This window comes from Petrimonas mucosa (assembly GCF_900095795.1).
Classification (GTDB): domain Bacteria; phylum Bacteroidota; class Bacteroidia; order Bacteroidales; family Dysgonomonadaceae; genus Petrimonas; species Petrimonas mucosa.
This window is the reverse complement of record NZ_LT608328.1, coordinates 538,009-559,654: the sequence shown is the minus strand read 5'-3', so window position 1 is coordinate 559,654 and position 21,646 is coordinate 538,009. Positions and strand designations below refer to the sequence as shown.

Annotated in this window: 18 protein-coding genes, 1 tRNA gene and 1 pseudogene; 7 read left to right on the top strand and 13 right to left on the bottom strand. The window is 49.3% G+C overall.

Annotation, left to right across the window (positions count from 1 at the left end; genetic code table 11):
* Positions 1-27: 27 nt before the first annotated feature.
* Positions 28-1,977: a hypothetical protein gene (locus ING2E5A_RS02195; protein WP_071136000.1), complete on the top strand. Its 1,950-nt coding sequence runs from the start codon at positions 28-30 to the stop codon at positions 1,975-1,977.
* A 23-nt stretch (positions 1,978-2,000) separates the two neighbouring features.
* On the opposite strand, the gene ING2E5A_RS02190 is transcribed toward ING2E5A_RS02195, so the two are convergent.
* Positions 2,001-2,072: transfer RNA gene (locus ING2E5A_RS02190), tRNA-Arg, on the bottom strand.
* A gap of 139 nt (positions 2,073-2,211) precedes the next feature.
* Here ING2E5A_RS02190 and ING2E5A_RS02185 point away from each other — a divergent pair.
* From ING2E5A_RS02185 to ING2E5A_RS15480, 3 genes are all read left to right on the top strand, one after another.
* Complete coding sequence (locus ING2E5A_RS02185) at positions 2,212-2,712, top strand: flavodoxin (RefSeq protein WP_071135999.1); 501 nt, start codon at positions 2,212-2,214, stop codon at positions 2,710-2,712.
* A gap of 121 nt (positions 2,713-2,833) precedes the next feature.
* On the top strand, positions 2,834-5,611 hold the full coding sequence (locus ING2E5A_RS02180) for an alpha/beta hydrolase family protein (RefSeq protein ID WP_071135998.1): 2,778 nt from the start codon (positions 2,834-2,836) through the stop codon (positions 5,609-5,611).
* 157 nt (positions 5,612-5,768) lie between these two features.
* Positions 5,769-6,131: a hypothetical protein gene (locus ING2E5A_RS15480; protein WP_071135997.1), complete on the top strand. Its 363-nt coding sequence runs from the start codon at positions 5,769-5,771 to the stop codon at positions 6,129-6,131.
* Here ING2E5A_RS15480 and ING2E5A_RS02170 read toward each other — a convergent pair.
* From ING2E5A_RS02170 to thrS, 8 genes are all read right to left on the bottom strand, one after another.
* Complete coding sequence (locus tag ING2E5A_RS02170; RefSeq protein WP_071135996.1) at positions 6,097-6,885, bottom strand: TrmH family RNA methyltransferase; 789 nt, start codon at positions 6,883-6,885, stop codon at positions 6,097-6,099. The two genes, ING2E5A_RS15480 and ING2E5A_RS02170, sit on opposite strands and share 35 nt — an antisense overlap.
* 26 nt (positions 6,886-6,911) lie before the next feature.
* Positions 6,912-7,364 (bottom strand): thioredoxin, encoded by a 453-nt coding sequence (gene trxA / locus ING2E5A_RS02165; protein WP_071135995.1) that lies wholly within the window; start codon positions 7,362-7,364, stop codon positions 6,912-6,914.
* 69 nt (positions 7,365-7,433) lie between these two features.
* The gene (locus tag ING2E5A_RS02160) at positions 7,434-7,937 is read right to left on the bottom strand and encodes a pyridoxamine 5'-phosphate oxidase family protein (protein ID WP_071135994.1); all 504 of its coding nucleotides are present in this window, start codon (positions 7,935-7,937) and stop codon (positions 7,434-7,436) included.
* A 38-nt stretch (positions 7,938-7,975) separates the two neighbouring features.
* Positions 7,976-8,854: a LytTR family transcriptional regulator DNA-binding domain-containing protein gene (locus tag ING2E5A_RS02155; protein WP_071135993.1), complete on the bottom strand. Its 879-nt coding sequence runs from the start codon at positions 8,852-8,854 to the stop codon at positions 7,976-7,978.
* 168 nt (positions 8,855-9,022) lie between these two features.
* Complete coding sequence (gene rplT / locus ING2E5A_RS02150) at positions 9,023-9,367, bottom strand: 50S ribosomal protein L20 (RefSeq protein WP_071135992.1); 345 nt, start codon at positions 9,365-9,367, stop codon at positions 9,023-9,025.
* A 94-nt stretch (positions 9,368-9,461) separates the two neighbouring features.
* Entirely contained in the window at positions 9,462-9,659 is a 198-nt protein-coding gene (rpmI, locus tag ING2E5A_RS02145) for a 50S ribosomal protein L35 (protein ID WP_071135991.1), read from the bottom strand.
* A gap of 184 nt (positions 9,660-9,843) precedes the next feature.
* Complete coding sequence (gene infC / locus ING2E5A_RS02140) at positions 9,844-10,443, bottom strand: translation initiation factor IF-3 (RefSeq protein ID WP_071135990.1); 600 nt, start codon at positions 10,441-10,443, stop codon at positions 9,844-9,846.
* Positions 10,444-10,507: 64 nt separating this feature from the next.
* Positions 10,508-12,460: a threonine--tRNA ligase gene (gene thrS / locus ING2E5A_RS02135; RefSeq protein WP_071135989.1), complete on the bottom strand. Its 1,953-nt coding sequence runs from the start codon at positions 12,458-12,460 to the stop codon at positions 10,508-10,510.
* Positions 12,461-12,795: 335 nt separating this feature from the next.
* Between thrS and ING2E5A_RS02130 the strand changes: the two genes are divergently transcribed.
* The 3 genes from ING2E5A_RS02130 (at position 12,796) to ING2E5A_RS02120 (ending at position 15,924) form a co-directional block, all read left to right on the top strand.
* Positions 12,796-13,254 carry a hypothetical protein gene (locus ING2E5A_RS02130; protein WP_071135988.1) on the top strand — a complete coding sequence of 153 codons (459 nt, stop codon included), beginning with the start codon at positions 12,796-12,798 and terminating at the stop codon, positions 13,252-13,254.
* Positions 13,255-13,347: 93 nt separating this feature from the next.
* Positions 13,348-15,558 (top strand): TonB-dependent receptor, encoded by a 2,211-nt coding sequence (locus ING2E5A_RS02125; RefSeq protein WP_071135987.1) that lies wholly within the window; start codon positions 13,348-13,350, stop codon positions 15,556-15,558.
* 42 nt (positions 15,559-15,600) lie between these two features.
* Positions 15,601-15,924: a heavy-metal-associated domain-containing protein gene (locus tag ING2E5A_RS02120; RefSeq protein WP_071135986.1), complete on the top strand. Its 324-nt coding sequence runs from the start codon at positions 15,601-15,603 to the stop codon at positions 15,922-15,924.
* 115 nt (positions 15,925-16,039) lie between these two features.
* On the opposite strand, the pseudogene ING2E5A_RS14935 reads toward ING2E5A_RS02120, so the two are convergent.
* The 4 genes and pseudogenes from ING2E5A_RS14935 to porW form a co-directional block, all read right to left on the bottom strand.
* A pseudogene (locus ING2E5A_RS14935) lies at positions 16,040-17,076 on the bottom strand (reverse transcriptase domain-containing protein); the annotation flags it as partial.
* A gap of 165 nt (positions 17,077-17,241) precedes the next feature.
* Positions 17,242-18,309, bottom strand: coding sequence for an oxidoreductase (locus ING2E5A_RS02105; protein ID WP_071135983.1), 1,068 nt, complete (start codon positions 18,307-18,309; stop codon positions 17,242-17,244).
* Positions 18,310-18,349: 40 nt separating this feature from the next.
* Positions 18,350-18,925 carry a non-canonical purine NTP diphosphatase gene (locus tag ING2E5A_RS02100; RefSeq protein WP_071135982.1) on the bottom strand — a complete coding sequence of 192 codons (576 nt, stop codon included), beginning with the start codon at positions 18,923-18,925 and terminating at the stop codon, positions 18,350-18,352.
* Positions 18,922-21,636, bottom strand: coding sequence for a type IX secretion system periplasmic lipoprotein PorW/SprE (gene porW / locus ING2E5A_RS02095; RefSeq protein WP_071135981.1), 2,715 nt, complete (start codon positions 21,634-21,636; stop codon positions 18,922-18,924). Before porW ends, ING2E5A_RS02100 begins: the two co-directional genes overlap by 4 nt.
* Positions 21,637-21,646: the final 10 nt, after the last annotated feature.

Below are 21,646 nucleotides of genomic sequence, written 5' to 3'. Positions count from 1 at the left end.
CTCTGTCAAAATGATTTTTGATTTTATATGAAGACCAGATTTATTGCCATTCTCATTTTAGGAATGCTTTTGACAACATCCTGTATCGAGTCAGTAAAATCTCCTGAAACCGCATCATCAGATTTCAAGATGATCCTGCGGCTGTGGCCCGAACATCACAACGACACTGTTTTGAGAAACGAGCTGCTGCAGGCGATGCAGGCCTATCCCAACACCTTCGAGGAGGTATGGTTCTGTGCGGAGTTCGAGACCCTTTCCATGGAGGCCCACCGCAAATCGGCGGAGGCGATGGCTGTCGCCGCTGAAAAGATGCGGGAGATCGGGGTAACCCCCTCCATCCAGGGAATCACGCTGGGGCATGGCGACAACTTCGAAAGCGGTTCAGAAGAGCTGATACCCACCGCATGGGGCACGATCATCGATGCATCCGGTGCAGTTACACGTAGTGGACACTGCCCACGCCAGCCGGGCTTCCACGAGTACCTGAAGGAGGTATACGCTCTCTATGCCCAAATGTGCCAGCCGGCAGTCGTCTGGCTGGATGACGACCTTCGGGTGACCAACCATTGGCCTGCCCGGCAGCTCTGTTTCTGCGACACCTGCATCCGCCACTTCAATGAGGAGTATGGCGGGCACTGGAGCAGGACGAGCCTGGTAGAGGCACTGGAGGCAAACGCTGAAGGGGGAGCGGTTCGCGAACAGTGGATCGCCTTCTCACAGGAGAGCCTGGCAAGTGTAGCACGCACCATCTCCAGGAGCGTGCACGCCGTTTCGCCCAGAACGCGCATGGGGCTGCAGCATGCCAACTTCCACAGGGAACTTCTCGAGGGCAGGGACTGGAATCCCATCTTCCGGGCAATGGAGGAGGAGACGGGGTTGACGCCGGCTTCACGGCCTGGAAACGGCTTTTACAACGACCATGCCCCGCGGGGAATGGTCGTGAAGGGGTACGACATGGCGCGGCAGATCCGCCGGCTCGATCCCGACATAAGCGAGATTGCCGCCGAGATTGAGGGATACCGCCACTACGCCAGCGGGAAGTCCCCACACGGATTGTGCGTCGAGTCGATGTTCTACCTGTCGATGGGCGTAACCCAGCTCTCATACGCCATCATCTGTTCCGCATCTGAACCCATGGAGTGGTATGCCGGCAACTACTTCAGGAAGCTGCAGCAGTGGCGTCCCTTCTACGAGGAGTACGCCCGGTTCAACCGGGGAACCGAGCCGGGAGGGCTCGATCCCCATATCGGCCCGAAACAGGTGTTAAGGGAAAAACTGCCTGGGGAGGCTCCCTTCGGATGGATCACCACCGGAGCCAACGATCAGGTTCTCCCGCTATCCTTTCTAGGTCTCCCGTTCTCTCCCGACGGAAACCGTCCGTCGGCCCTCCTCATGGATGCGGAGGCGGTCAGGGGACTCACCGATTCGGAGATCGGAGATCTTTTCAGGCACCGCGGGATACTGCTTGATGCGCCTGCATGGGAAGTGGCCAGGGAGCGGGGAGTGGACACCCTGCTTGCTGAAATTCCTCTACCTGAAGGGTTGACACAGGCAACCTGCTTTCACTCCCCGCAGGGTGGACGCACGGCGGTGATCCCCTCGTTCGATGCCGACTTGCCCAATGCGAAGCGCCTGAACCTGCTGCACATTGCCGACTGGGTCTCCTTCAACCGGCTGCCGGTCATCATGGAAACCCCGGCCCAGGCTGTCGTTGTACCCCGGATAGCGGAGAGCGGGAAACTGCGTTCGGTCACCCTGCTGAACTGCAGCATCTCCGAACAGGAGGAGACCTGCCTCAGGCTGCGCGGATGCGATGCGGCAGGGAAACAGGTTTTCGTCTGGAAGAAGGCGGGAGAGCCGGATCTGGTCATTCAACCTCAATACGAAGGCAACGATGTGATTCTCCGTATACCCCTGCTGGAGGGATGGCACGTCGGGTGGATTGCCATAGATGAAAAAGAACCGGCCGGCATCTGATGTTGCCAGTCGGTTCTTCCTTGTAGCCCGGCCGGGAATCGAACCCGGATCAAAAGTTTAGGAAACTTCTATTCTATCCATTGAACTACCGCGCCAAATTATAGTGCAAAAATAATCTTTTTTCTGATAATTTCAAACATTAGGGCAGATTTGGTCAATTTCCCTACCCTCTCAAACATTTTTAGCTCTGAACTGTTTAGTGATTAAACAATATCTTTCACAAAAATTTCGTACATGAGCAATATAGCAATTCTTTACGGCACTTCAGGCGGCAATACCGAGTCGGTGGCCAAAAGCATCCGGAACCTTTTCGACGACGATGCTGATCTGTTTAACGTCGACTCGATCAAGATTGACGACATCAAACCCTATAAATATCTCATTTTGGGTACCTCAACAACAGGAATTGGTGATCTGCAGGACGATTGGGACAGCTTTCTCCCCTCTTTCTCGAAAGCCGACCTGTCCGACAAGCTGGTTGCCATCTTTGCATTGGGCGACAGCGCCTCCTATTCGAGCAGCTTCGCCGAGTCGATGAAGGTGATTTACGATGCCATAAAGGAGAAGACAACAGTGGTGGGTTTCGTAGACGACGAAGGATATACCTATGACGACTCCTCAGCCGTTGTTGACGGGCGCTGGGTGGGGCTTCCAATTGACGAAGACAATGAATATGACCTGACCGATGCAAGGTTAAAGGCTTGGGTAGATCAATTAAAGAAACTGTTTGTTTAATCCGTATTGATACAATTCAATAGGGGCTGGGATGTAGAATCGTCTCAGCCCCGTCTCTTTTGAGTTGTTTTACTTGTTCAAATTGTAGTTTTATACTATTTTCGCTGTCAAAAAAAATTCTATGCAACACTCCCTTATCTTCAAGTCATTTCTATTGAACATCTCACTTCTCTTGTCTCTACCTGGCTTTTCCCAAAAAAAACAGCTCGATCATTCCGTTTATGACGATTGGAAAAGCCTTCCAGAGGTATCCATCAGTAATAACGGCAGAATTATCTGTGCCATCATCGCTCCCCAGGAAGGGGACAGCTCGCTCTACATCTACGATACAAAGAGTGGAAAAGAGTTAACCATTCCCCGGGCTTCCAAATATACCTTGTCGCCCGACGGACGATATACGGTTGCCCTGTTGAAAGCACCCTTCTCGGAAACCCGTCAGGCAAAGATCAAGAAAAAGAAGGCCGATGATTTCCCAAAAGATTCGCTGATCATCGTCAATAATGAAACACTTACATTCAGCAAGATTGCAGACGTAAAATCCTACTCCGCCCCAACGGAACTTGCCTCACATGTCGTCTACAAGAAAGCTGCACCGAAAGATACTACAAAGAAGAACAGCAAGGCATCGGCCGATCTGCTGATCATTCACAACCTGAACACCGCAACGGAGGATACAGTAAGAAACCCCAAGGCATTCGCTTTCAATAAATTCGGCAATTCACTGGCAGTATCTGTCGAACCTGAAAAGAAAGACACCACCGATACGCATAAGGTACTCTTTTTCGACTTGAAGAACGGTACCAGAAAACAGATCTCCGGCGAGAAAAAGGAGTATAAGTCCTTTTCATTCGACGAACCGGGAACACAGTTGGTGTATATCGCTACCAGCGACACCTCAAAGACTGAAGAGCATCTCTATGATGTGCGGTATTTCAGCATCAGCATGGATTCGGCTATCGTGGTAGGGTCGAAATCTTCGAAAGGATTGCCCGAAAACTGGATCTTCAACGAAAATTCTCGCCCCTATTTCAGCAAGAACGGCGAACGGATCATTATCGGTGCTGCTCCGAAACAGCGACCCAAAGATACCACGATAGTGGAGTTCGAACAGGCATCACTCGATATCTGGCACTGGCAGGATCCGTTTATACAGCCGGAGCAGCTCGTGCGGTTAAAGAACGATCTACGCAAGACATACTCCGGAATCATTTTGCCCGGGCGCCCCGATGAGTTTATCGCCATCGCCAATGAAAATATGCCCAACGCATCGTTTTCGGATGAAGGCAACGGCCGTTTTGTACTGCTTACATCCACCCGGCCATACGAACTCGAAACACAATGGGAGACATCAGCCAAGACCGATGCATGGATCTACGATATCGAGTCGGGAAATCTGACCGCAATCGGTTTGCCCGTAGCAGGCAGACCCCAGCTCTCGCCTTCGGGGAAATATACCACTTGGTGGAACAGCAAGGAGAGGCAGTGGTTTATCTTCGACAATAGTACCGGTGTGACCAACCATCTGTCGAAAGATATTCCGGTCAATCTCTGGAACGAAAAACATGATACGCCGAGCGAACCCGGGGCATACGGGATTGCGGCATGGGGCAAGGATGATAGCTTCCTGCTGATGTATGACGCTTACGATATCTGGAAGGTTGACCCGGCCGGCAAGGTGAAACCGGTGAACATCACCCTCAGTGCCGGAAGAACCGACTCGATAACTTTCCGTTACATCAATACCGATCCCGACAAACGGTTCGTTGAACTGAAAGATCAGCTCCTTTTGTCGGCCTTCGACAACAACAGTAAAGAGGCCGGCTACTACACATTGAAACTGCAGGGCAGGAATCCGTTGCAAAAGAAGGAGTTGGACAAATTCAGTTTCAGCTCCCTGAAAAAGGCTAAGAGAGCAGACATCTTTGTATTTCAGAAAAGCAACTTCCAAACCTCGCCCGATCTCTACATCACTGCAGATTACTGGAAATCTACAAAGAGACTTACCGATATCAACCCCCAGATGAAGGAATATAACTGGGGCAGTTCTGAACTGTTCAAATGGACCGCTTTCGACGGAAAGCAGTCGCAAGGCATCCTTTACAAACCCGAGGATTTCGATCCCGGCAAAAAGTATCCGGTATTGATCTACTTCTACGAGAAACATTCCGACGAGCTTTATCGCTACTTTGCTCCCGCACCTAGCCGATCGGTCATCAACATACCTTTCTTTGTCAGCCGCGGCTATATCGTATTTACCCCCGATATCTATTACGGAGTGGGACATCCAGGATCCGACGCATACAATTACGTTGTCTCGGGAGCAGAAGCATTGGCCAAAAACAGTTGGGTCGATTCCGAGAACATGGCCATACAAGGGCAAAGCTGGGGAGGTTACCAGGTGGCCTACCTCGTTACGCGGACAGACATGTTCAAAGCGGCAGGAGCTGGTGCGCCGGTATCTAACATGACAAGTGCTTACGGCGGAATCCGCTGGGAGTCTGGACGCAGCCGCCAGTTCCAGTATGAAAGGACGCAATCGAGAATTGGCGTGCCCATGAGCGATTCACTGCAGCTCTATATCGAAAATTCCCCGGTTTTCTTTGCCGACAAGGTAAACACCCCCCTGCTTATCATGCATAACGATAATGACGGAGCAGTGCCCTGGTATCAGGGAATTGAGTATTTCATGACGTTGCGCCGCATGGGAAAACCGGTATGGATGCTTCAATACAACAAGGAGGCCCACAACCTGACTCAGCGACGCAACGCAAAGGATCTCTCCATCCGGTTACAACAGTTCTTCGACCACTACCTGAAAGGTGCTCCCGCACCAGTCTGGATGACACGCGGATTACCTGCCGTGGAAAAAGGGAAGTCGTGGGGATATGAGTATGAATAGGGAGGCTGACTTGTTACGTTTTTGTCAAGTTTCTGATTATAAGGAAATTTATTCGCAATTCATTAAAAAGTCTGTAAAATCTTTTGCAATTTTGTGCGCGAATTGATAAAAGGCCGGTGCGGTGTCCTCTGCATCGACCGGCCAAAACAGACTTTTTATGGATCCAATTTACCTGTTTATCGTAACTATTCTACTGAGATTGGTTGTACTTGATCTAAGTGTGGGTGTAGCCAACGACGCAGTAAATTTCCTCAACTCCAGTATCGGCTCAAAGGCTGCCCACCTCCACCTTTCTACCACCTATGTAACCTTTATGGTGGCGATGGGGAGCTCACTCAGGCTCCACGAAAAGCGAAGGTTGACCGAGAAGGCAAATGCAACAGTGATTGAAGACGAGACCAAGACCATTCTTCTTCAATCTGCCAACCTGATGAAGTCGCAGCGGAACATGATCCAGACCGTAATGAGACTATCCGACGAGAGGATTAAAAGCCCCGTTGCCTCATGGCTTCAAACGTAAGTATGGCCGTTGAGACCGAAACGTTCAGCGAATCGATCTTTCCCCGCATCGGGATTTTGATTCGCCTTGAGGCATGCTTCAGCCAGAAGCCGGTCAGCCCGTCGGCTTCCGTTCCCATCACAATGGCAGAAGGCGTCCTGAAGTCGATCTCCTGATAATACTCGGCAGCCTGAAGTTCGGCAGCATAGGAGGTGATATTGTTCTCATTGAGCCAGGTTATCGCTTCATCGGAAGAGCAGATTGCAGTCTGCACCGTAAAGATTCCACCTACGCTGGAGCGGATCACATTGGGATTATAGAGGTCGGTCAACTGATCACAAACAACAACAGCATCCACGGCTGCGGCATCGGCAGTACGGAGAACTGCTCCCAGGTTTCCCGGTTTCTCCACCGCTTCCAGCACGATCACAAACGGGATTTTCGACAGTTGTATGTCAGCCAGGGTGTGTGAACGCGGTTTGGCAATGGCCACAATGCCGTCTGAGTTCTCCCGGTAGGCAATCTTGCTGAAGACCTCAGGTGTTATCTCGAAGAGATGTCGATGCTCGATAGGGTCAAGCACAGCCGGATATTTGGTTTTTTCAAACATCTCCCGGCAGACATAGACCGATTCAACAAGATATCCCCCCTCTAATGCCAGCGACAATTCTCGTGCACCCTCTATTACAAAAAGTTGTTGCTCTCTCCGCTCACGGCTCTTTGCCAGTTTGACGATATTTTTTATCGACGGATTCTGAAGGCTTGTTATAAGCATACATTAAACCGGCTGATGGGAAATATTTACTTCGTCTCTTCCTTGTTCAGAAGAAGGGTTTCGACAGATTTCTTGAGTTGGTTTTTGGGTACAGCCCCCAACGAAGCCTGAGGCGTTCCCTCCATGGGAACAAAAAGTATGGTGGGAATACTTCTGATACCGAAGGCACGGGCAAGTTCCACCTCTTCATCCACATTCACCTTGTAAACATAGATCTCGCCACCGTACTCGGCAGCAATCTCCTCGAGGAGCGGAGCAACCCTCCTGCAAGGTCCGCACCATGCAGCCCAGAAGTCGATAATGGCCGGTTTATCCCCTTTATATTTCCACTCGGTTTCGTTATTGAAGTCGAACACTTTTTCGGAGAAGCTCTTGGTGTTGAGGACGATGGTCTTGCTATTTTTCGCGTTATTCGGTTCCGAAGCCCATGCGGTGAAGATGATCCCCAAAATGGCAAACGTTAATGTTATTTTTTTCATCTTAATTTTATCTGTTGTGAAAAATATACTCTCTAAACATTCTCTACCGGATAATTGTTTTGCAGGGTATCAAGCTTCTACCCGATCTTTATATGATATGCTTCCCGGGCGCATGATACCGAACTCCTTGGCACCCACACTCTCAATGGTCACCCTCCAGATCTTCACATTGTTTACCGCAGGGACCGAGTAGGTGAAATCCTTGTCGACATACTGCCGCATGATGATATTGAGCGCTTTCACCTTTTCATCAAAGTTCTCTTCGAAATGAACTACCCCTTCACAGATGACACTGCCGGCCCTCATCCTGTAGCTGCACGCCACATCTGGGTGTTGCCTGATAAGTTCCGGATCGGAGCAAAAGGTGACACAGATCCGGGGGTTTTTCTCCAACATCCGTATCGAACGGCCATCCTGCGCAGAATGCAGGTAGATAACACCATCTTCATAACCGAAGTTCATCGGCAACACATAGGGCGTCCCCATTTCATCTGCCATACCTACGAAACAGATCTGGCATGAACGGATTACTCTCTCTATCCGATCCCGTTCCTCAATTGAAAATGTTTTCATACTCGTTCCACATCTCCATTTCCAAGGTAGCAGGAGGCCTATGCGTACCTCTCTACCCCCATCCGTTTAATAAACTCTTTTCCCCTCTCTCCCGTCAGGAAAATTGAGGGAAGTTTGGGGTGCATCATGATCCGGTAGCCAGCGGCGTTACCCTCCACCCAGGTAATTTTGTCGCTATTGATGACATAGTTGTTGTGACAGCGGAAAAGTTGCTCAAAGTGGGCATTCTCAGCCTCAAACTCATCCAATGTTCCGCGTATTATCAGCTCCTCCATGCCTCCCTCACTGGAAAGGGTAATCATTAGGAGATCCTCTTTCGATTCTGCCATGATAAATGAATTGACATCGACCGGTTTGATATATCTCTTCAGATGGATAAATTGAGGATCGACAGGATGGAACACCTCTTTTTTATCGAACATCAGCCGGATATTTACTGTTGCCGCCTTATTCAAGCGACGTTTCACATAATAGATATGAAGAATGATCTGGGCAGTCAGGTAAGGGAGCAGAACCGACAACATCACTACCCACAGCACAAGCAAAAAGCCGGAAAAGCCTGTCGGCAACATCCCGCGAATATAGTTGATCATACAGATGATTACCGCAACAGTAACCATCTGAAAAATACAGTGAATTATCTCCTTGCCAATCGTCCATCTTTCGTCTGAGAAGAAACTTGGAAAGAGTTTGATCCAGCATGCGTTCATCAGCATCATCACTAAAGAGGCTGCTGCATACAACGATGCTGTGAGAATCGGGCTTCCCAGGATATAGGTACCATCCGAATCGAAAGGATGCATATAGGTCAATGCCAAAAAGATCCCCACAGACATCGCTGTGATTGAGACAATATAAGCATTGAACGCCTCATAACCTGGATGCGGACGGTTAAGCAGGGAAATGATAGGATTCATTTAGAAAGATGAAAATCAAATTTGAATATAATAAAAGTTTCGCGCCACCTCTCTTTGTCGAAATTAACTGTGCATCAGAGGGATACTGTGTTTATCATTACGGTAATAGTGAAAGGGAAAAGCCGGCATAGCTTTTCCCTTTTGTTATGTTGTGCTCGCAGTAGGATTCTATTTCACCTTATCCACAATAGCCTTGAATGCTTCGGGATGGTTCATTGCCAGGTCGGCGAGCACCTTGCGATTGATGTCGATCTCATTTTTGTGCAACGCTCCCATCAGACGCGAGTAGGACATGCCATACTGGCGTGCGGCAGCATTGATACGTTGAATCCAAAGTGCGCGGAAATTGCGTTTTTTGTTTTTGCGGTCACGATAGGCATAGGTCAACCCCTTTTCCCACGTGTTCTTGGCCACGGTCCACACATTTTTGCGTGCGCCGATATAGCCTCTTGTTAATTTCAGAACTTTTTTTCTGCGGTTGCGCGATGCAACATGATTGACTGATCTTGGCATAATGTTACTTGTTTTTGAATGTCAGCGTCTCCTCAAGGGAGATCTTTGGTGCATACATCCGGTTAATAAATCGTTAATTGGAAAGCATCATGGATTATTTCATCCCAAGCAAGTGTTTCACGCTGTTTTCGTCTGCTTTGTGAACCAGACCTGTGTGCGTAAGATTTCGCTTTTGCTTTTTAGTCTTCTTCGTCAGAATGTGACTTTTGTATGCATGCTTTCTCTTGATTTTTCCTGTTCCGGTAAGGGCGAACCTCTTTTTGGCACCGGAATTAGTCTTCATTTTTGGCATTTTGCTCTTTTTTTTTGTAAATTATTCAATCTAGATAATCAACCCGATATTGCTCTTCCCTGAACAGGATTTGCAATATCGGCGGTTGATGTTTATGTTGAGGCCTCATCAGCCCTTTTTATCAAAAAGTGTGCAAAGATACAACAAGTTTTTGAAAAAGAGTGTAACTTTTCCTTTTTTATATTTATTCAGCGGGTTGTTCTTTCTCTTTCTTTGATGCCCCTTGGGGTTGTTCTTTCTCTTTCTTTGGGGTCCCTTGTTTTTTCGGCGTTAACATGATTATCATCCGCTTGCCTTCCAATACGGGCAATTGCTCCACCTTGGCATAATCTTCCAGATCGTTGGCAAATCGTAGCAGCAATACCTCGCCCTGTTCCTTAAACAGGATGGAACGCCCTTTAAAAAAGACATACGCCTTTACCTTAGCCCCTTCTTCGAGGAAACTCTTGGCATGTTTCAACTTGAAATTGTAATCGTGATCGTCGGTCTGAGGACCGAAACGGATCTCCTTGACAACAATCCTGACCGCTTTTGCTTTCTGCTCCTTCTGTTTTTTCTTTTGCTGGTACAGGAATTTTTGATAATCAATTATTCTGCATACGGGTGGAACAGCTGTGGGAGAAATCTCCACAAGATCCAGCTCTTTTTCTTCGGCAATCCTCAACGCCTCACGGGTAGGATAAATCCCCTGTTCTACATTATCGCCTACAAGGCGGACTTCGGGCACACGGATCCGTTCGTTGATCCGATGTTGTTCTTTTGTGTCTCTTACGTTATTCCTCATTCGGATAGTATTATTCCTTTCTTTTAAAATGTTTATACTGTTGGATTGTCGAAAACGAATTTAATTAAATGTTTACCTGTGGATTCATCATTTCATCCACCTCCTGTTTCACTCTGTTTGCAAAAGTAGTTAATTTTTCTGAACCTTGATCAATTCCGCCCTGTTTTCTTACCGAAACCTCTTCATTTTCTGTTTCTTTCTCTCCCACAATCAACAGATAGGGGATACGCTTAAGTTCATTGTCGCGGATCTTCCGGCCCACCTTCTCATTCCGGTCGTCTACCTCAGCGCGGATATCATGAGATTTTAAAGTACGGGCCACCTTGTAGGCGTAATCGTTGAACTTCTCGCTTACAGGAAGAATCATCACCTGGGTTGGTGTTAACCACAGCGGAAACTTGCCGGCTGTATGTTCAATAAGTACCGCCACAAAACGCTCCATCGAGCCAAAAGGAGCACGGTGAATCATCACCGGACGATGCTTCTGGTTATCAGCCCCGGTATATTCCAGCTCGAACCGTTCGGGAAGATTGTAATCCACCTGAATGGTTCCCAGCTGCCAGCGTCTGCCGAGCGCATCTTTTACCATGAAGTCGAGCTTAGGTCCGTAGAAGGCAGCCTCTCCCAGCTCTACACGCGCCTTCATCCCCTTCTCTTCACAAGCCTCCACGATGGCACGTTCAGCTTTTTCCCAGTTCTCGTCCGACCCGATATACTTCTCCTTATTGGCAGGATCACGTAACGAGATCTGTGCTTCAAAATCTTTAAAATTCAAAGCCTTAAAGATAATAAAGATAATATCCATCACCTTCAGGAACTCATCTTTTACCTGTTCTGGCATGCAGAAGATATGCGCATCATCCTGCGTAAAGCCACGCACCCGTGTAAGCCCGTGCAGTTCACCGCTCTGTTCGTAACGGTATACGGTTCCAAATTCGGCCAGGCGAAGCGGCAGGTCTTTGTAAGAACGCGGAAATGCCTTGTAAATCTCACAGTGGTGTGGACAATTCATCGGTTTCAGCAAGAACTCTTCACCCTCCTCCGGTGTATGTATCGGCTGAAACGAATCCTTTCCGTATTTAGCGTAGTGTCCCGATGTGACATAGAGCTGTTTCCCCCCGATATGGGGTGTGATTACCTGCTCATATTCGAACTGCTGCTGAATTTTCTTCAAAAACTCCTCCAGTTTCAGACGGAGTTGCGTGCCCTTGGGGAGCCATAGAGGCAGACCCGCCCCGACAGTCTGAGAGAAGGTGAAGAGTTCGAGCTCCTTTCCGATTTTCCGGTGATCGCGTTTCTTGGCCTCCTCGATCATTTCTAGATACTCATCAAGCATCTTCTTTTTCGGGAAGGTAATGCCATACAGACGGGTCAGCTGCGGACGCTTTTCATCGCCACGCCAGTATGCTCCAGCAGCGCTCAACACCTTTACCGCCTTGATGTATGAGGTATTGGGCAAATGGGGACCGCGACAAAGATCGGTAAATTTCCCCTGGGTATAGGTGGTGATGGTGCCATCCTCCAGTTCGTTGATCAGTTCCACTTTGTACTGCTCGTTACGGTCGGAGAACATCTTGATGGCATCAGCCTTTGAAATGGTTTCGCGTTTGATCTCCTCCTTGGCTGCGATCAGCTCCATCATCTTCTTCTCGATGGCGGGAAAATCCGACTCCTTGATGGAGACGCCTTCTCCGGGATCAACATCGTAATAGAAACCGTTCTCGATGGCCGGACCTATACCGAACTTTATTCCCGGATAGAGCTCCTGCAGCGCTTCCGCCATCAGGTGCGCCGAAGAGTGCCAATATGCATGTTTGCCCTCTGCATCATCCCATTTGAGCAATTGAAGTGTTGCATCTTCACAAATTGGACGGGTTAAATCCCAAGTTTCGCCGTTAACACTGGCTGCCAATACTTCCTGGGCCAATCTCGGACTGATGCTTTCGGCAATCTGTAATCCTGTGATTCCTTTTTCGTACTCCCGAACCGAATTATCGGGGAATGTAATTTTTATCATAACCTCTATATCGTTTTCTTCCGATTTTTTTGAACTGCAAATGTAATGATTTTGTGAATTATAAAGGGTAGGATTCTCAAGAATTTTACAGAGAGGAGGCTTGCAGGATCGCGGAAGTCTGGCACCATGCTCTTTCCCGGAAAGGAGTTAAGCGATTGAGTAGCACCCTTCGCAAGCAGTAAGCAGGTCAACACTCAATATGCTGAAAACTGGCCACTGGTGACTGTACAGAGTTTTAGAAGGTGCTGATTTATCGATGCATAACCGGATCTTTATGCTTCTTTAACAAATCCTATTGGCATATTTTCAATCTTGAATCTTATCTTTGTGCGGTTATGAAGAGAAAGTTGTTCACACTCCTGGTGCTATTGCTTTCCGTCGTCATCATGTATGGCGGCTCGGGAGTGAATGCCTATTTCTTCTGTTGTGACGATTGTCGCAAAGCCGGTCTCACAGCCGTTATCGAGCAAAAATGCTGCGAAATCCATCACGAGCACCATTCCGGGGAGGTGATCACCTACTACGGCGGTCACGCTTGCGGAGAAGAGTTCGATCTTGCCGATGTTTGCGGTGTAGAGCGCATTCAGGTGAAGTGGACACAATCAACGAGCGAAGAGATTAACCTGCAACCGGTCGTAACTGAACTGGATTTCTGCTCCACGCTAGCAGCCCGACAGGCGCAATATCAACCGGTGTTGCCTATCCAACCGGAGTATGTCAACCGACATTCCCAAAAACCGCCTAACCTGAGCAGGAAGGATTACAGCTCACTGCTCACTGTGCTTATAATTTAGTGGATGATTACGTATCTCTCGGCCTGCCGGGAGAGTACCATCTGTTGATACGCAAGGCAACACCATCTATCCTATTCACTAAATTATAAATCAATGAAAAAAATCATTTTATTACTTCTTATAGTCATCATTGCCCTCCCATCCCTTGCTGCCGAAAAGATCAGGGGCTACATCGTGGATGAACGCAATGAGCCGATTATCGGCGCCAATATCTATTGGGAAAAATCGAAAAAAGGGGTGACATCCGATGTCAACGGCTATTTTGAGATCGATGCCGCCACTCATCACGAGCACCTCATTATTGCATATACAGGCTACATAACACAATCACTCCATATTGACGATCAGAATGGGGAACTGAAAGTGATCCTGATCGAGGATACCAAGCTACTCGACGAGGTGGTGGTTAGCCGCCGTTCTCCGGGCACTGTCACACAACGTGGCGCTGTTCTGCAGACGCAAAAGGTAACGTTGGGCGAGATCCATCGCGCCGCATGCTGCAACCTGGGTGAAAGTTTCGAAACCAATCCCTCCGTGGACGTTGCGTACAGCGATGCCGCCACCGGGGCGAAGCAGATCAAGCTGCTCGGTCTTTCAGGCACCTATGTGCAGATGCTTACCGAAAACTATCCCAACTTCCGTGGCGTATCATCACCCTTCGGGATGGATTATGTGCCCGGATCGTGGATGGAGGGTATTTACATCTCGAAAGGTACCTCATCGGTGAAAAATGGTTACGAGGCACTTGCCGGACAGATCAACGTAGAATACAAAAAGCCGCAGACCATGGATAAGCTCTTCGTAAACCTTTTCGGCAGCGATGCCCTCCGTATGGAAGCCAATGTGGATGCGGGGATTCATATCAACGAAAAGCTTACCACCGGACTATTTGCACACTACTCCAACGACACGCACGCGCACGATGTAAACAACGACGGGTTTCTGGATTATCCCAAAACTGAGCAGTTTAATTTCATGAACCGTTGGAACCACGAGGCAGGCAAGTACGTAGCACAGTATGGGATGAAGTATATCCACGAGGAGCGGACAGGTGGACAGGATGATGCACACCACGATATCGTCGACCCCTATAGGATTTCACTGAAGACCAATCGTGGCGAGTTCTACACCAAGCAGGCCTATGTGTTCCGCAATGACGAACTGGCCGAAAGCGTGGCGATGATTGCGTCTGGCTCTTTCCACGACCAGAAAGCAATATATGACCGCACCCCTTACGATGTTACCCAGAAAAACCTGTACGTAAGCCTGATGTATGAAAATGACTTTTCAAAAAGGCACAACATCAGTACCGGATTGAGTCTCAACTATGACGCGTTCGACGAGACGTTGCAAAACAGCCCCTACGACCGTAAAGAGGTGGTCCCCGGTGCCTATTTGCAATACACTTTCAATCTCAACGACAAATTTATCGCATTGGGGGGAATTCGTGCCGATCACAGTTCAATGTACGGATTTTTTGTGACACCCCGTCTCCATCTGAAATACAATCCCGCCGAGTGGATTCACCTGCGGGGCTCTGTCGGGAAAGGGTTCCGTACGGCAAACGTACTGGCGGAGAATAATTACCTGCTGGCCAGTTCACGCCGGATTGAGATCGCCGGGGACCTCGACCAGGAAGAGGCTTGGAATGCCGGACTCAACACCACGGTATATATCCCGATCGGCGACCGCCAGATGACACTGACCGGTGAGTGGTATCACACCCGTTTTATCAAGCAGGTGGTTGTGGATGTGGACAGCGATCCGCATGCCATCAGCTTTTACAACCTCAATGGTGGAAAATCCTACTCCAACAGTGCCCAGGTTGAAATGAGCTACCCATTTTTCGACGGCTTCACCTTTACGGCGGCCTACCGGTATACGCGTGCAAAATCAGATTTTATCAATTCCCAGACCGGAGAGGTGCAGTTCCTTGCCAAACCGCTGATGAACGATTATAAAGGACTGGTTACCGCATCCTATCAAACCCCGTTGCGCAAATGGCAGTTCGACCTGACCGGACAGTTTAATGGTGGCGGCCGCATGCCTAGTCCCGATGTAACAAATCGGTTATGGAACGACCGGTTCGATCCGTTCACCATAGTAAACGGGCAGATTACAAAGTATTTCCGGAACCTGGACATCTATCTGGGTGTGGAGAACCTGTTCGATTTCCGTCAGGAGAACCCGATCATCGATGCAGCAAATCCTCGTGGTGACAATTTCGACGCCACCATGGTGTGGGGACCGGTACACGGGCGCAAAATCTATGCAGGCCTACGTTTTACAATTCCAAGGTATTAATATGTCAAATCTGTAGTCAGTAATTTAAATGTTGAATTTGCAATGAAAAGATTAGTTTTACTGTTCACAATCGTAGCCCTCTCGACGGGCGTAACATTTGCTCAGAAGCAGCAAAAGAAGGACGATAAGAAAGAGACCGTTGAGTTTTTCGTAACCAGCGAAGAGATGTGCCACAACTGCGTCCGCAAGGTGAACAACAACCTTCCGTTTGAGAAGGGTGTTACGGGACTGGATGTGAGCCAGGAGAAGAATACGATCAGGATCACCTACCGCAAAGACCGCACCTCGCCCGAGAAGCTGAAGGCCGCTATCGAAAAGCTCAATATGAAGGTGGAAGAGGTTAAGCAGCCGGAAGGGAAAAAGTGATCCTTCCTGTCGACTGAAATTGAGTAGGAGGAAAATAAAGTAGTTTTCTTCCTACTTTATTTTCCGACCTCTCACACCACCCGGCATACCGTTCGGTAACAGGGCGGTTCCTTACTTACGATACTACTTTACGATAACAGTCCATTAGAAAAGGATAATTGGCTTGCCTCAGGATATCAGTATTCAATGCCCGACCTAGTATCCAGCTATTAGAGATGCACCAGTATCCCTTCCGGGTGTTAGCCCATTCCCACGCTTTTGACTTGTCAATTCCACATCGCATAAGATTCTTGAAGCGGGTTTTCACCTTTTTCCAATTCTTCCAGATACACATCCGCAGGCGGCGACGGTACCATTCGTCCAATACCTGTAATTTACTCTTCATGTCGGCTAACTTGAAGTATTCAAGCCAGCCCATAAGAAAGAGACGCAAGGCGGTTTTCCGTCTTTCATATCCCATACCGTTGCTACGCCCGGTTAATTCCCTTAACCGGCTTTTGAGTTTCTCATAGCTCGTACTATGGACACTTAAACGGCATTCGACCGATTTAATGTAGAAGCTGTATCCGAGGAATTTCATTTCCCCCACATACCTCTCATGCGTCTTTTCCCTGTTCACTCGAAGATAAAGTACTGATTCTATGAACCTGATGATACTATCCCGTGTTCGTTCAGCGGCACGCTTACTCTTACAAAAAATAAAGACTGTCGTCCGCATAGCGTACCGGTGACCCCGTCGATCCAGTTCATTGAGCATGATGTTGTCCAACAACGGACTTAAGGGGCCGCCCTGGGGTACTTCACGATCGCTTTTTTCAAACTCCCCGCCTATTTCTACTCCCGCATCAGGTATTTGTGGATAAGCGAGATGTCCCGCCCATCCTTGACCCGCCTGGACAGGATTTCTATCAGCCGGCTATGGTGCACCGTGTCGAAGAACTTCTCCAAGTCCAGTTCTACGGCATACTTGTAGCCCGATGTGATATAGCATTGGGCCTGGCGTAACGCATCATGGCTGCTTTGCCCCGGGCGGAAACCGTAGCTCGTATCACTGAACTCCCGATCATATATGGGCGTAAGGTCTACTACCGTGGGAATACCTAAATGGCGTGTCTTTCTCTCCCCTTTGGGTATGGCTACCCGCCGTACCGGGACTTTGCCGCGAGCTCCCTTCAGATTCCACCTCGCAGTGGACACCCTTGCTTCTGGCTAACGGTTGGTCGCTACCTACCCCCGTAGTGGACTCTCACCACCTAATTATTAATCATGCACGGCGCACAATAAAAAAGAGATTGTCCCGGCAACCGGAGCGTAATGCTATTGGCCCTCGACCTCTATGGTTCGCCTCTCCTCGCTACTGCGAAAAGCCAGTTCGATGATCAGCATGACATTACGGGCCTCTTCCGGTTTGACGGCTATTTCGGCTTTTCCCCAGATGGCATCGCGGAGGTTAATAAAATACTCCCGGTAATCGCCATGCTCGCTTTCAAGCTTTCCCTGGATTTTGACACCTTTGTAATCGACATTAATTCTCCCCCATATCGCTTCCGGTTCACGCCCCCAATCCTTTCCTTCGGGAATCGCCCCACCGTCGAGGGTCGCCTCCTGCACATCCAGTCCATATTTCACATAGGAACCGTTGGTGCCATGTATCATGTAGGTGGCTCCCGGAATCTTGCAAAGCATTCCCGATTTCAGTGTGGCAGTAAAGGCAGGATAATGGAGCCTTACGTCGAAATGATCATCCGCTTTTGCCCAGGGGCGTTGAGCATTGATTTCTGCCGTGACCGCCTCGGGCATTCCAAAAAACCAGAGTGCCTGATCGATAAGGTGCGACCCCAGATCGTAAAAAATGCCCGACCCGGGAAGCGGTTTCTCCCTCCAGGCCCCGAAAGGGCGAGGCTCCGGACGGTAACGGTCGAAGTGCGACTCATAATCGCGCACCTCTCCCAGCAATCCGCTGTCGAGCAGTTTCCGTACCGTTTTGGTATCGCTGGTGAATCGACGGTTGTGATAAACGGAAAGCACCTTTCCCTTCTCTTTCGCCAGCTCTATCAGTTCGTCTGCCTCGGCAACGCTCACGGTAAAGGGCTTCTCCACCACGGCATGCTTCCCTGCAAGAAGGGCTGCCTTAGCCCACCGGAAATGGTCGGTATTGGGCGAAGTGACGATAACCAGATCGATGGCAGGGTCGTCAATGATATCCTGTCCGTCAGGGACAACAACCGTGGACGGGTACCTCCGGTTGATCAAGCTTACGCTTTCCGGTTTGCGCGTGCTGATTTTGGTTAGTTCATAGCCATCCACCACATCGATGAACGGCGCGTGGAATACTCTTCCGGATAATCCGTATCCGATGATGCCAGTGCGAATAGAAGTTGTCATGTATCTGGATTTAAAACGTTAATAGTTCAAAGATAATCATTTAAACCGACAAAAGAAACTCAACCACTTTCCGGGTAGCTATCGCACGGTGGCTGATCCTGTTTTTTTCGTCGTTACCCAGTTCGGCAAAAGTCTGGTTGTAGCCATCAGGTACAAAAACCGGATCGTAGCCGAAGCCGGCCTCGCCTCGCCTCTCTTCAATTATCCTGCCGGCTACCTCTCCCTCGAAGAAGAGTGTTTCTCCATCAAGCAATAGGGCGATAACCGTTCTGAAGCGGGCACTCCTGTCGCTTTTGCCATTCAACTCCCGTAAGAGCTTATCCATATTCTCCTGAGGGTTACACGCCTCACCGGCATACCGGGACGAATATACTCCTGGAGCTCCACCAAGTGCATCTACTTCGAGGCCGGTATCGTCGGCAAAACAGTCGTAACCATACCGCTCTTTCACAAACTGCGCCTTTATCAGTGCATTCGCTTCGAGGGTTGCTCCGGTTTCGGGAATCTCTTCGTGACAGCCGATATCCGACAAGCTAAGTATCTCAATGGTACCGTCAGTGATCTTCCTGATCTCCTCCAGCTTATGTGGGTTGTTGGTAGCAAATACTATTTTCATTTCCGCTTTTGTTGTTTCAGAATACGTTCACGCTCCAGCTGCTTCTCCTTGCGTAAACGCTCCTCCATTTTCAGTTTTTGTCTGCGCTCGCGCTCCAGCTGTTTCAACGCCTCTTCACGAGCCTTTAACCGCAGCTTCAACTCCTTCTCCCGCTCCTTTATCTCTTTTTTACGTAACCGCTCACGCTCTTTCAACAGCCGCTCCCTTTCGCCTTTAGAGACTCTCTTGTCGACCTGGCCGAGAGCCTCCTTCTCCTTTGCTTCCAATACTGCCCGAAGCTGTTCAGCGGAAAGCCGCTCGTCGCTATCCCGCAAATCGGTTGTTACAGGATTCAAAGGTACATTTTTTTCAGTTTCCACACTCTTCCACTCCACGCTAATCGGTTCAATGGAGCCGAGGGAGTCGCCTGGAAGATCATCCAGCTGATCGCGGAAGAAATCCAGATAGGCAGCAAGAGGTTTGCCTGACTGGAGAGCGGCCAAATTCTGATCGGAGATGATCAGGGGAACAATACCGGCAGTGATGTTCTGCCTAAAAACAGTATCGGCGGCAAGCATGGCAAGATACCTGCCAGCCTCCGCAAACGATTGGAATGGCTTCACCTGAAGCGCATCGTAGGGGGGAAGTGAGGTAAAGTCCGACCGAAAAGTTCTGACCTGGAAGTTGGAGAAATTAAAATCGGAAACCGCAAATAGCAGTTCGTCTCTTCTGGAGGGGATTGAGGGAGAAAGCAACAACAAACTGTGTGTCAGATCCTTATTGCTGTCGAAATAAACCGAATCTGCCTGGCTGTTGATCATGACAGGAGATGGTCTCTGTTCAATTTCCGTAAATGGCAATGCGGTTGCAACCATCGCTCTCCCCTCTGACAGACCTGTCACTATTTGCCGTGCATATGCACCCTCCCCGCTCTCGGGCTGTTTTTGGGCAAGTTCTTGCAACAGCGCCGTCGACTCTTCAAGGTCTCCCGATTGTCCCCGCGAAAGGGCACTCAGCAACGTGAATTTAGGCATCAGGTGGCCGTTGAAGAAGAGCCTCTTTGCACGCTCGAAGTTTCGCTGAACCGTTTCGGTCCGACCCTCCCTGTATGCCAGATAAGTATCCTGATAAAGGGAATCCTGTACCTTGGCATAGTTGCGTATAACATAATCGTAATCGGGATCCTCCATGGCCAGGGCATACTCGCTTTCGGGGAACTCCGAAACGATCTTCTCCTTGAAGTTCCGGGCCATTTCCTGATCTCCTCTCATTAGAAAGATCAACAGAAGCCGGGAATAGATCTCTCTCCGTCTGGTCGATTCCGGAAACTCGCTTAAAAGTCGGCTATAAGCTTCAACGGCATAATCAATATTACCTAGCCGTCCAGCTGCAATATCTCCGATCCGGAACAATGCCGCTTCCGCCTTGTCGGCTGCCATTTCCCGAATCTCCTGCGTAACGGGCTGTTGCTGTATACTGTCCCACACCGCAACCGCAGCAAGATGGGGAACCAGCTCGCCCAACAAATCGGCACGAAACTTCACCCGCAAATAGCTTTCATGCTGCTCAGGCAATTTCCCCAATGCCTGCGAATATCTTGACTCCGCCTGAACAAATGCATTTCGGCTGAAGTAGATATCGCCCAGTGCCACCTCTATCTGCGCCTTTTCAGCAGCATCACCCATGCTTTCCTTTTCTGCAATCAGGAAACTCTCAATGGCTTTATCCAGGTTGTTTTGCGACAAATGGACCGCACCGATCGCAGCATGAATCTGCCCGAGAAAGGCACTGTTCCTCTTCTTTTCGGCCATCTTTAGCAACGCATCAACGGCCCTGCCGCCTGTGGCGAGCCGGGCCTGTGCTATCCGGGCATTAATCAGCTCTTCATAGGGGGTGTCCCAGCCTGCTAGCTGCTCAAATGCGTTATATGCATGCTCACTGTCCCCCAGGTAAGCATATATCTGTCCGACCAGGAAAGTAAGCCTGCGACGTTGTTTCCGGTTCTTCTCGTTTCTGATCGCCTGTTCGAGAAATGGAAGAGCTTCGCGGTAACTCTTCTGCTTAAGAAGTAGAAAAGCATAAAACTCGGTGAATCTTTCGCCGAGCTCCACGGGCAACTTACGCAGCTTCAATGCCGTTGCAAGGCTCTCTGCTTCTGCAAACCAACCCATCTCTGCATAAGCCCTCATCATCCAGATCTCTGCTTCGGAGACCACATCAATATCGTGAGCAAAGCGTTGGACGGTATGGGCTAATACTGAAACCGCTTCGGTATAATCCCTGTTCTGCAGGTGCGCCTTTCCCATCAAAAGCCATGCGCGGTCGATAAAGGGATTGTACTCCTCCTGCCGGAGCCAGTCGCGATATTCCTGCGTATTGGGACGGGAAGGGTCGCGGCGTGGTTTTACCGTGATGGAGTGCTCCCGGATCGCTTTTGTCATCTTCTCGACAACCTGGTCGAAAGGTCCGCCCGGCATCTTGATCACCGTATCGTTGGAAACAGCACTGTTGGGGTACATGGGTAGCCATGCCTGATAGTTGTCACGATAATTCTCAAAAACCGACTCAAGGGTCTCATTATAGTCGGTTTCCGCATTGAAGTAGATGTTATAGCGCGTGTTAAGTTCATGCCAGGCACGTGTGCCAGGGGTATTCCTCCTTGTGGAGCATCCTGAAGCAAGGAGGGAAAGGATTAATCCGACAACGATATATTTTACATCATATTTGCCCATGTTATGATCG

Excerpts from the sequence above, each read along its gene's own strand:
- ING2E5A_RS02195 (WP_071136000.1), top strand. The coding sequence starts at position 28 with ATGAAGACCAGATTTATTGCCATTCTCATTTTAGGAATGCTTTTGACA.
- ING2E5A_RS02185 (WP_071135999.1), top strand. The coding sequence starts at position 2,212 with ATGAGCAATATAGCAATTCTTTACGGCACTTCAGGCGGCAATACCGAG.
- ING2E5A_RS02180 (WP_071135998.1), top strand. The coding sequence starts at position 2,834 with ATGCAACACTCCCTTATCTTCAAGTCATTTCTATTGAACATCTCACTT.
- ING2E5A_RS15480 (WP_071135997.1), top strand. The coding sequence starts at position 5,769 with ATGGATCCAATTTACCTGTTTATCGTAACTATTCTACTGAGATTGGTT.
- ING2E5A_RS02170 (WP_071135996.1), bottom strand. The coding sequence starts at position 6,885 with ATGCTTATAACAAGCCTTCAGAATCCGTCGATAAAAAATATCGTCAAA.
- trxA (WP_071135995.1), bottom strand. The coding sequence starts at position 7,364 with ATGAAAAAAATAACATTAACGTTTGCCATTTTGGGGATCATCTTCACC.
- ING2E5A_RS02160 (WP_071135994.1), bottom strand. The coding sequence starts at position 7,937 with ATGAAAACATTTTCAATTGAGGAACGGGATCGGATAGAGAGAGTAATC.
- ING2E5A_RS02155 (WP_071135993.1), bottom strand. The coding sequence starts at position 8,854 with ATGAATCCTATCATTTCCCTGCTTAACCGTCCGCATCCAGGTTATGAG.
- rplT (WP_071135992.1), bottom strand. The coding sequence starts at position 9,367 with ATGCCAAGATCAGTCAATCATGTTGCATCGCGCAACCGCAGAAAAAAA.
- rpmI (WP_071135991.1), bottom strand. The coding sequence starts at position 9,659 with ATGCCAAAAATGAAGACTAATTCCGGTGCCAAAAAGAGGTTCGCCCTT.
- infC (WP_071135990.1), bottom strand. The coding sequence starts at position 10,443 with ATGAGGAATAACGTAAGAGACACAAAAGAACAACATCGGATCAACGAA.
- thrS (WP_071135989.1), bottom strand. The coding sequence starts at position 12,460 with ATGATAAAAATTACATTCCCCGATAATTCGGTTCGGGAGTACGAAAAA.
- ING2E5A_RS02130 (WP_071135988.1), top strand. The coding sequence starts at position 12,796 with ATGAAGAGAAAGTTGTTCACACTCCTGGTGCTATTGCTTTCCGTCGTC.
- ING2E5A_RS02125 (WP_071135987.1), top strand. The coding sequence starts at position 13,348 with ATGAAAAAAATCATTTTATTACTTCTTATAGTCATCATTGCCCTCCCA.
- ING2E5A_RS02120 (WP_071135986.1), top strand. The coding sequence starts at position 15,601 with ATGAAAAGATTAGTTTTACTGTTCACAATCGTAGCCCTCTCGACGGGC.
- ING2E5A_RS02105 (WP_071135983.1), bottom strand. The coding sequence starts at position 18,309 with ATGACAACTTCTATTCGCACTGGCATCATCGGATACGGATTATCCGGA.
- ING2E5A_RS02100 (WP_071135982.1), bottom strand. The coding sequence starts at position 18,925 with ATGAAAATAGTATTTGCTACCAACAACCCACATAAGCTGGAGGAGATC.
- porW (WP_071135981.1), bottom strand. The coding sequence starts at position 21,636 with ATGGGCAAATATGATGTAAAATATATCGTTGTCGGATTAATCCTTTCC.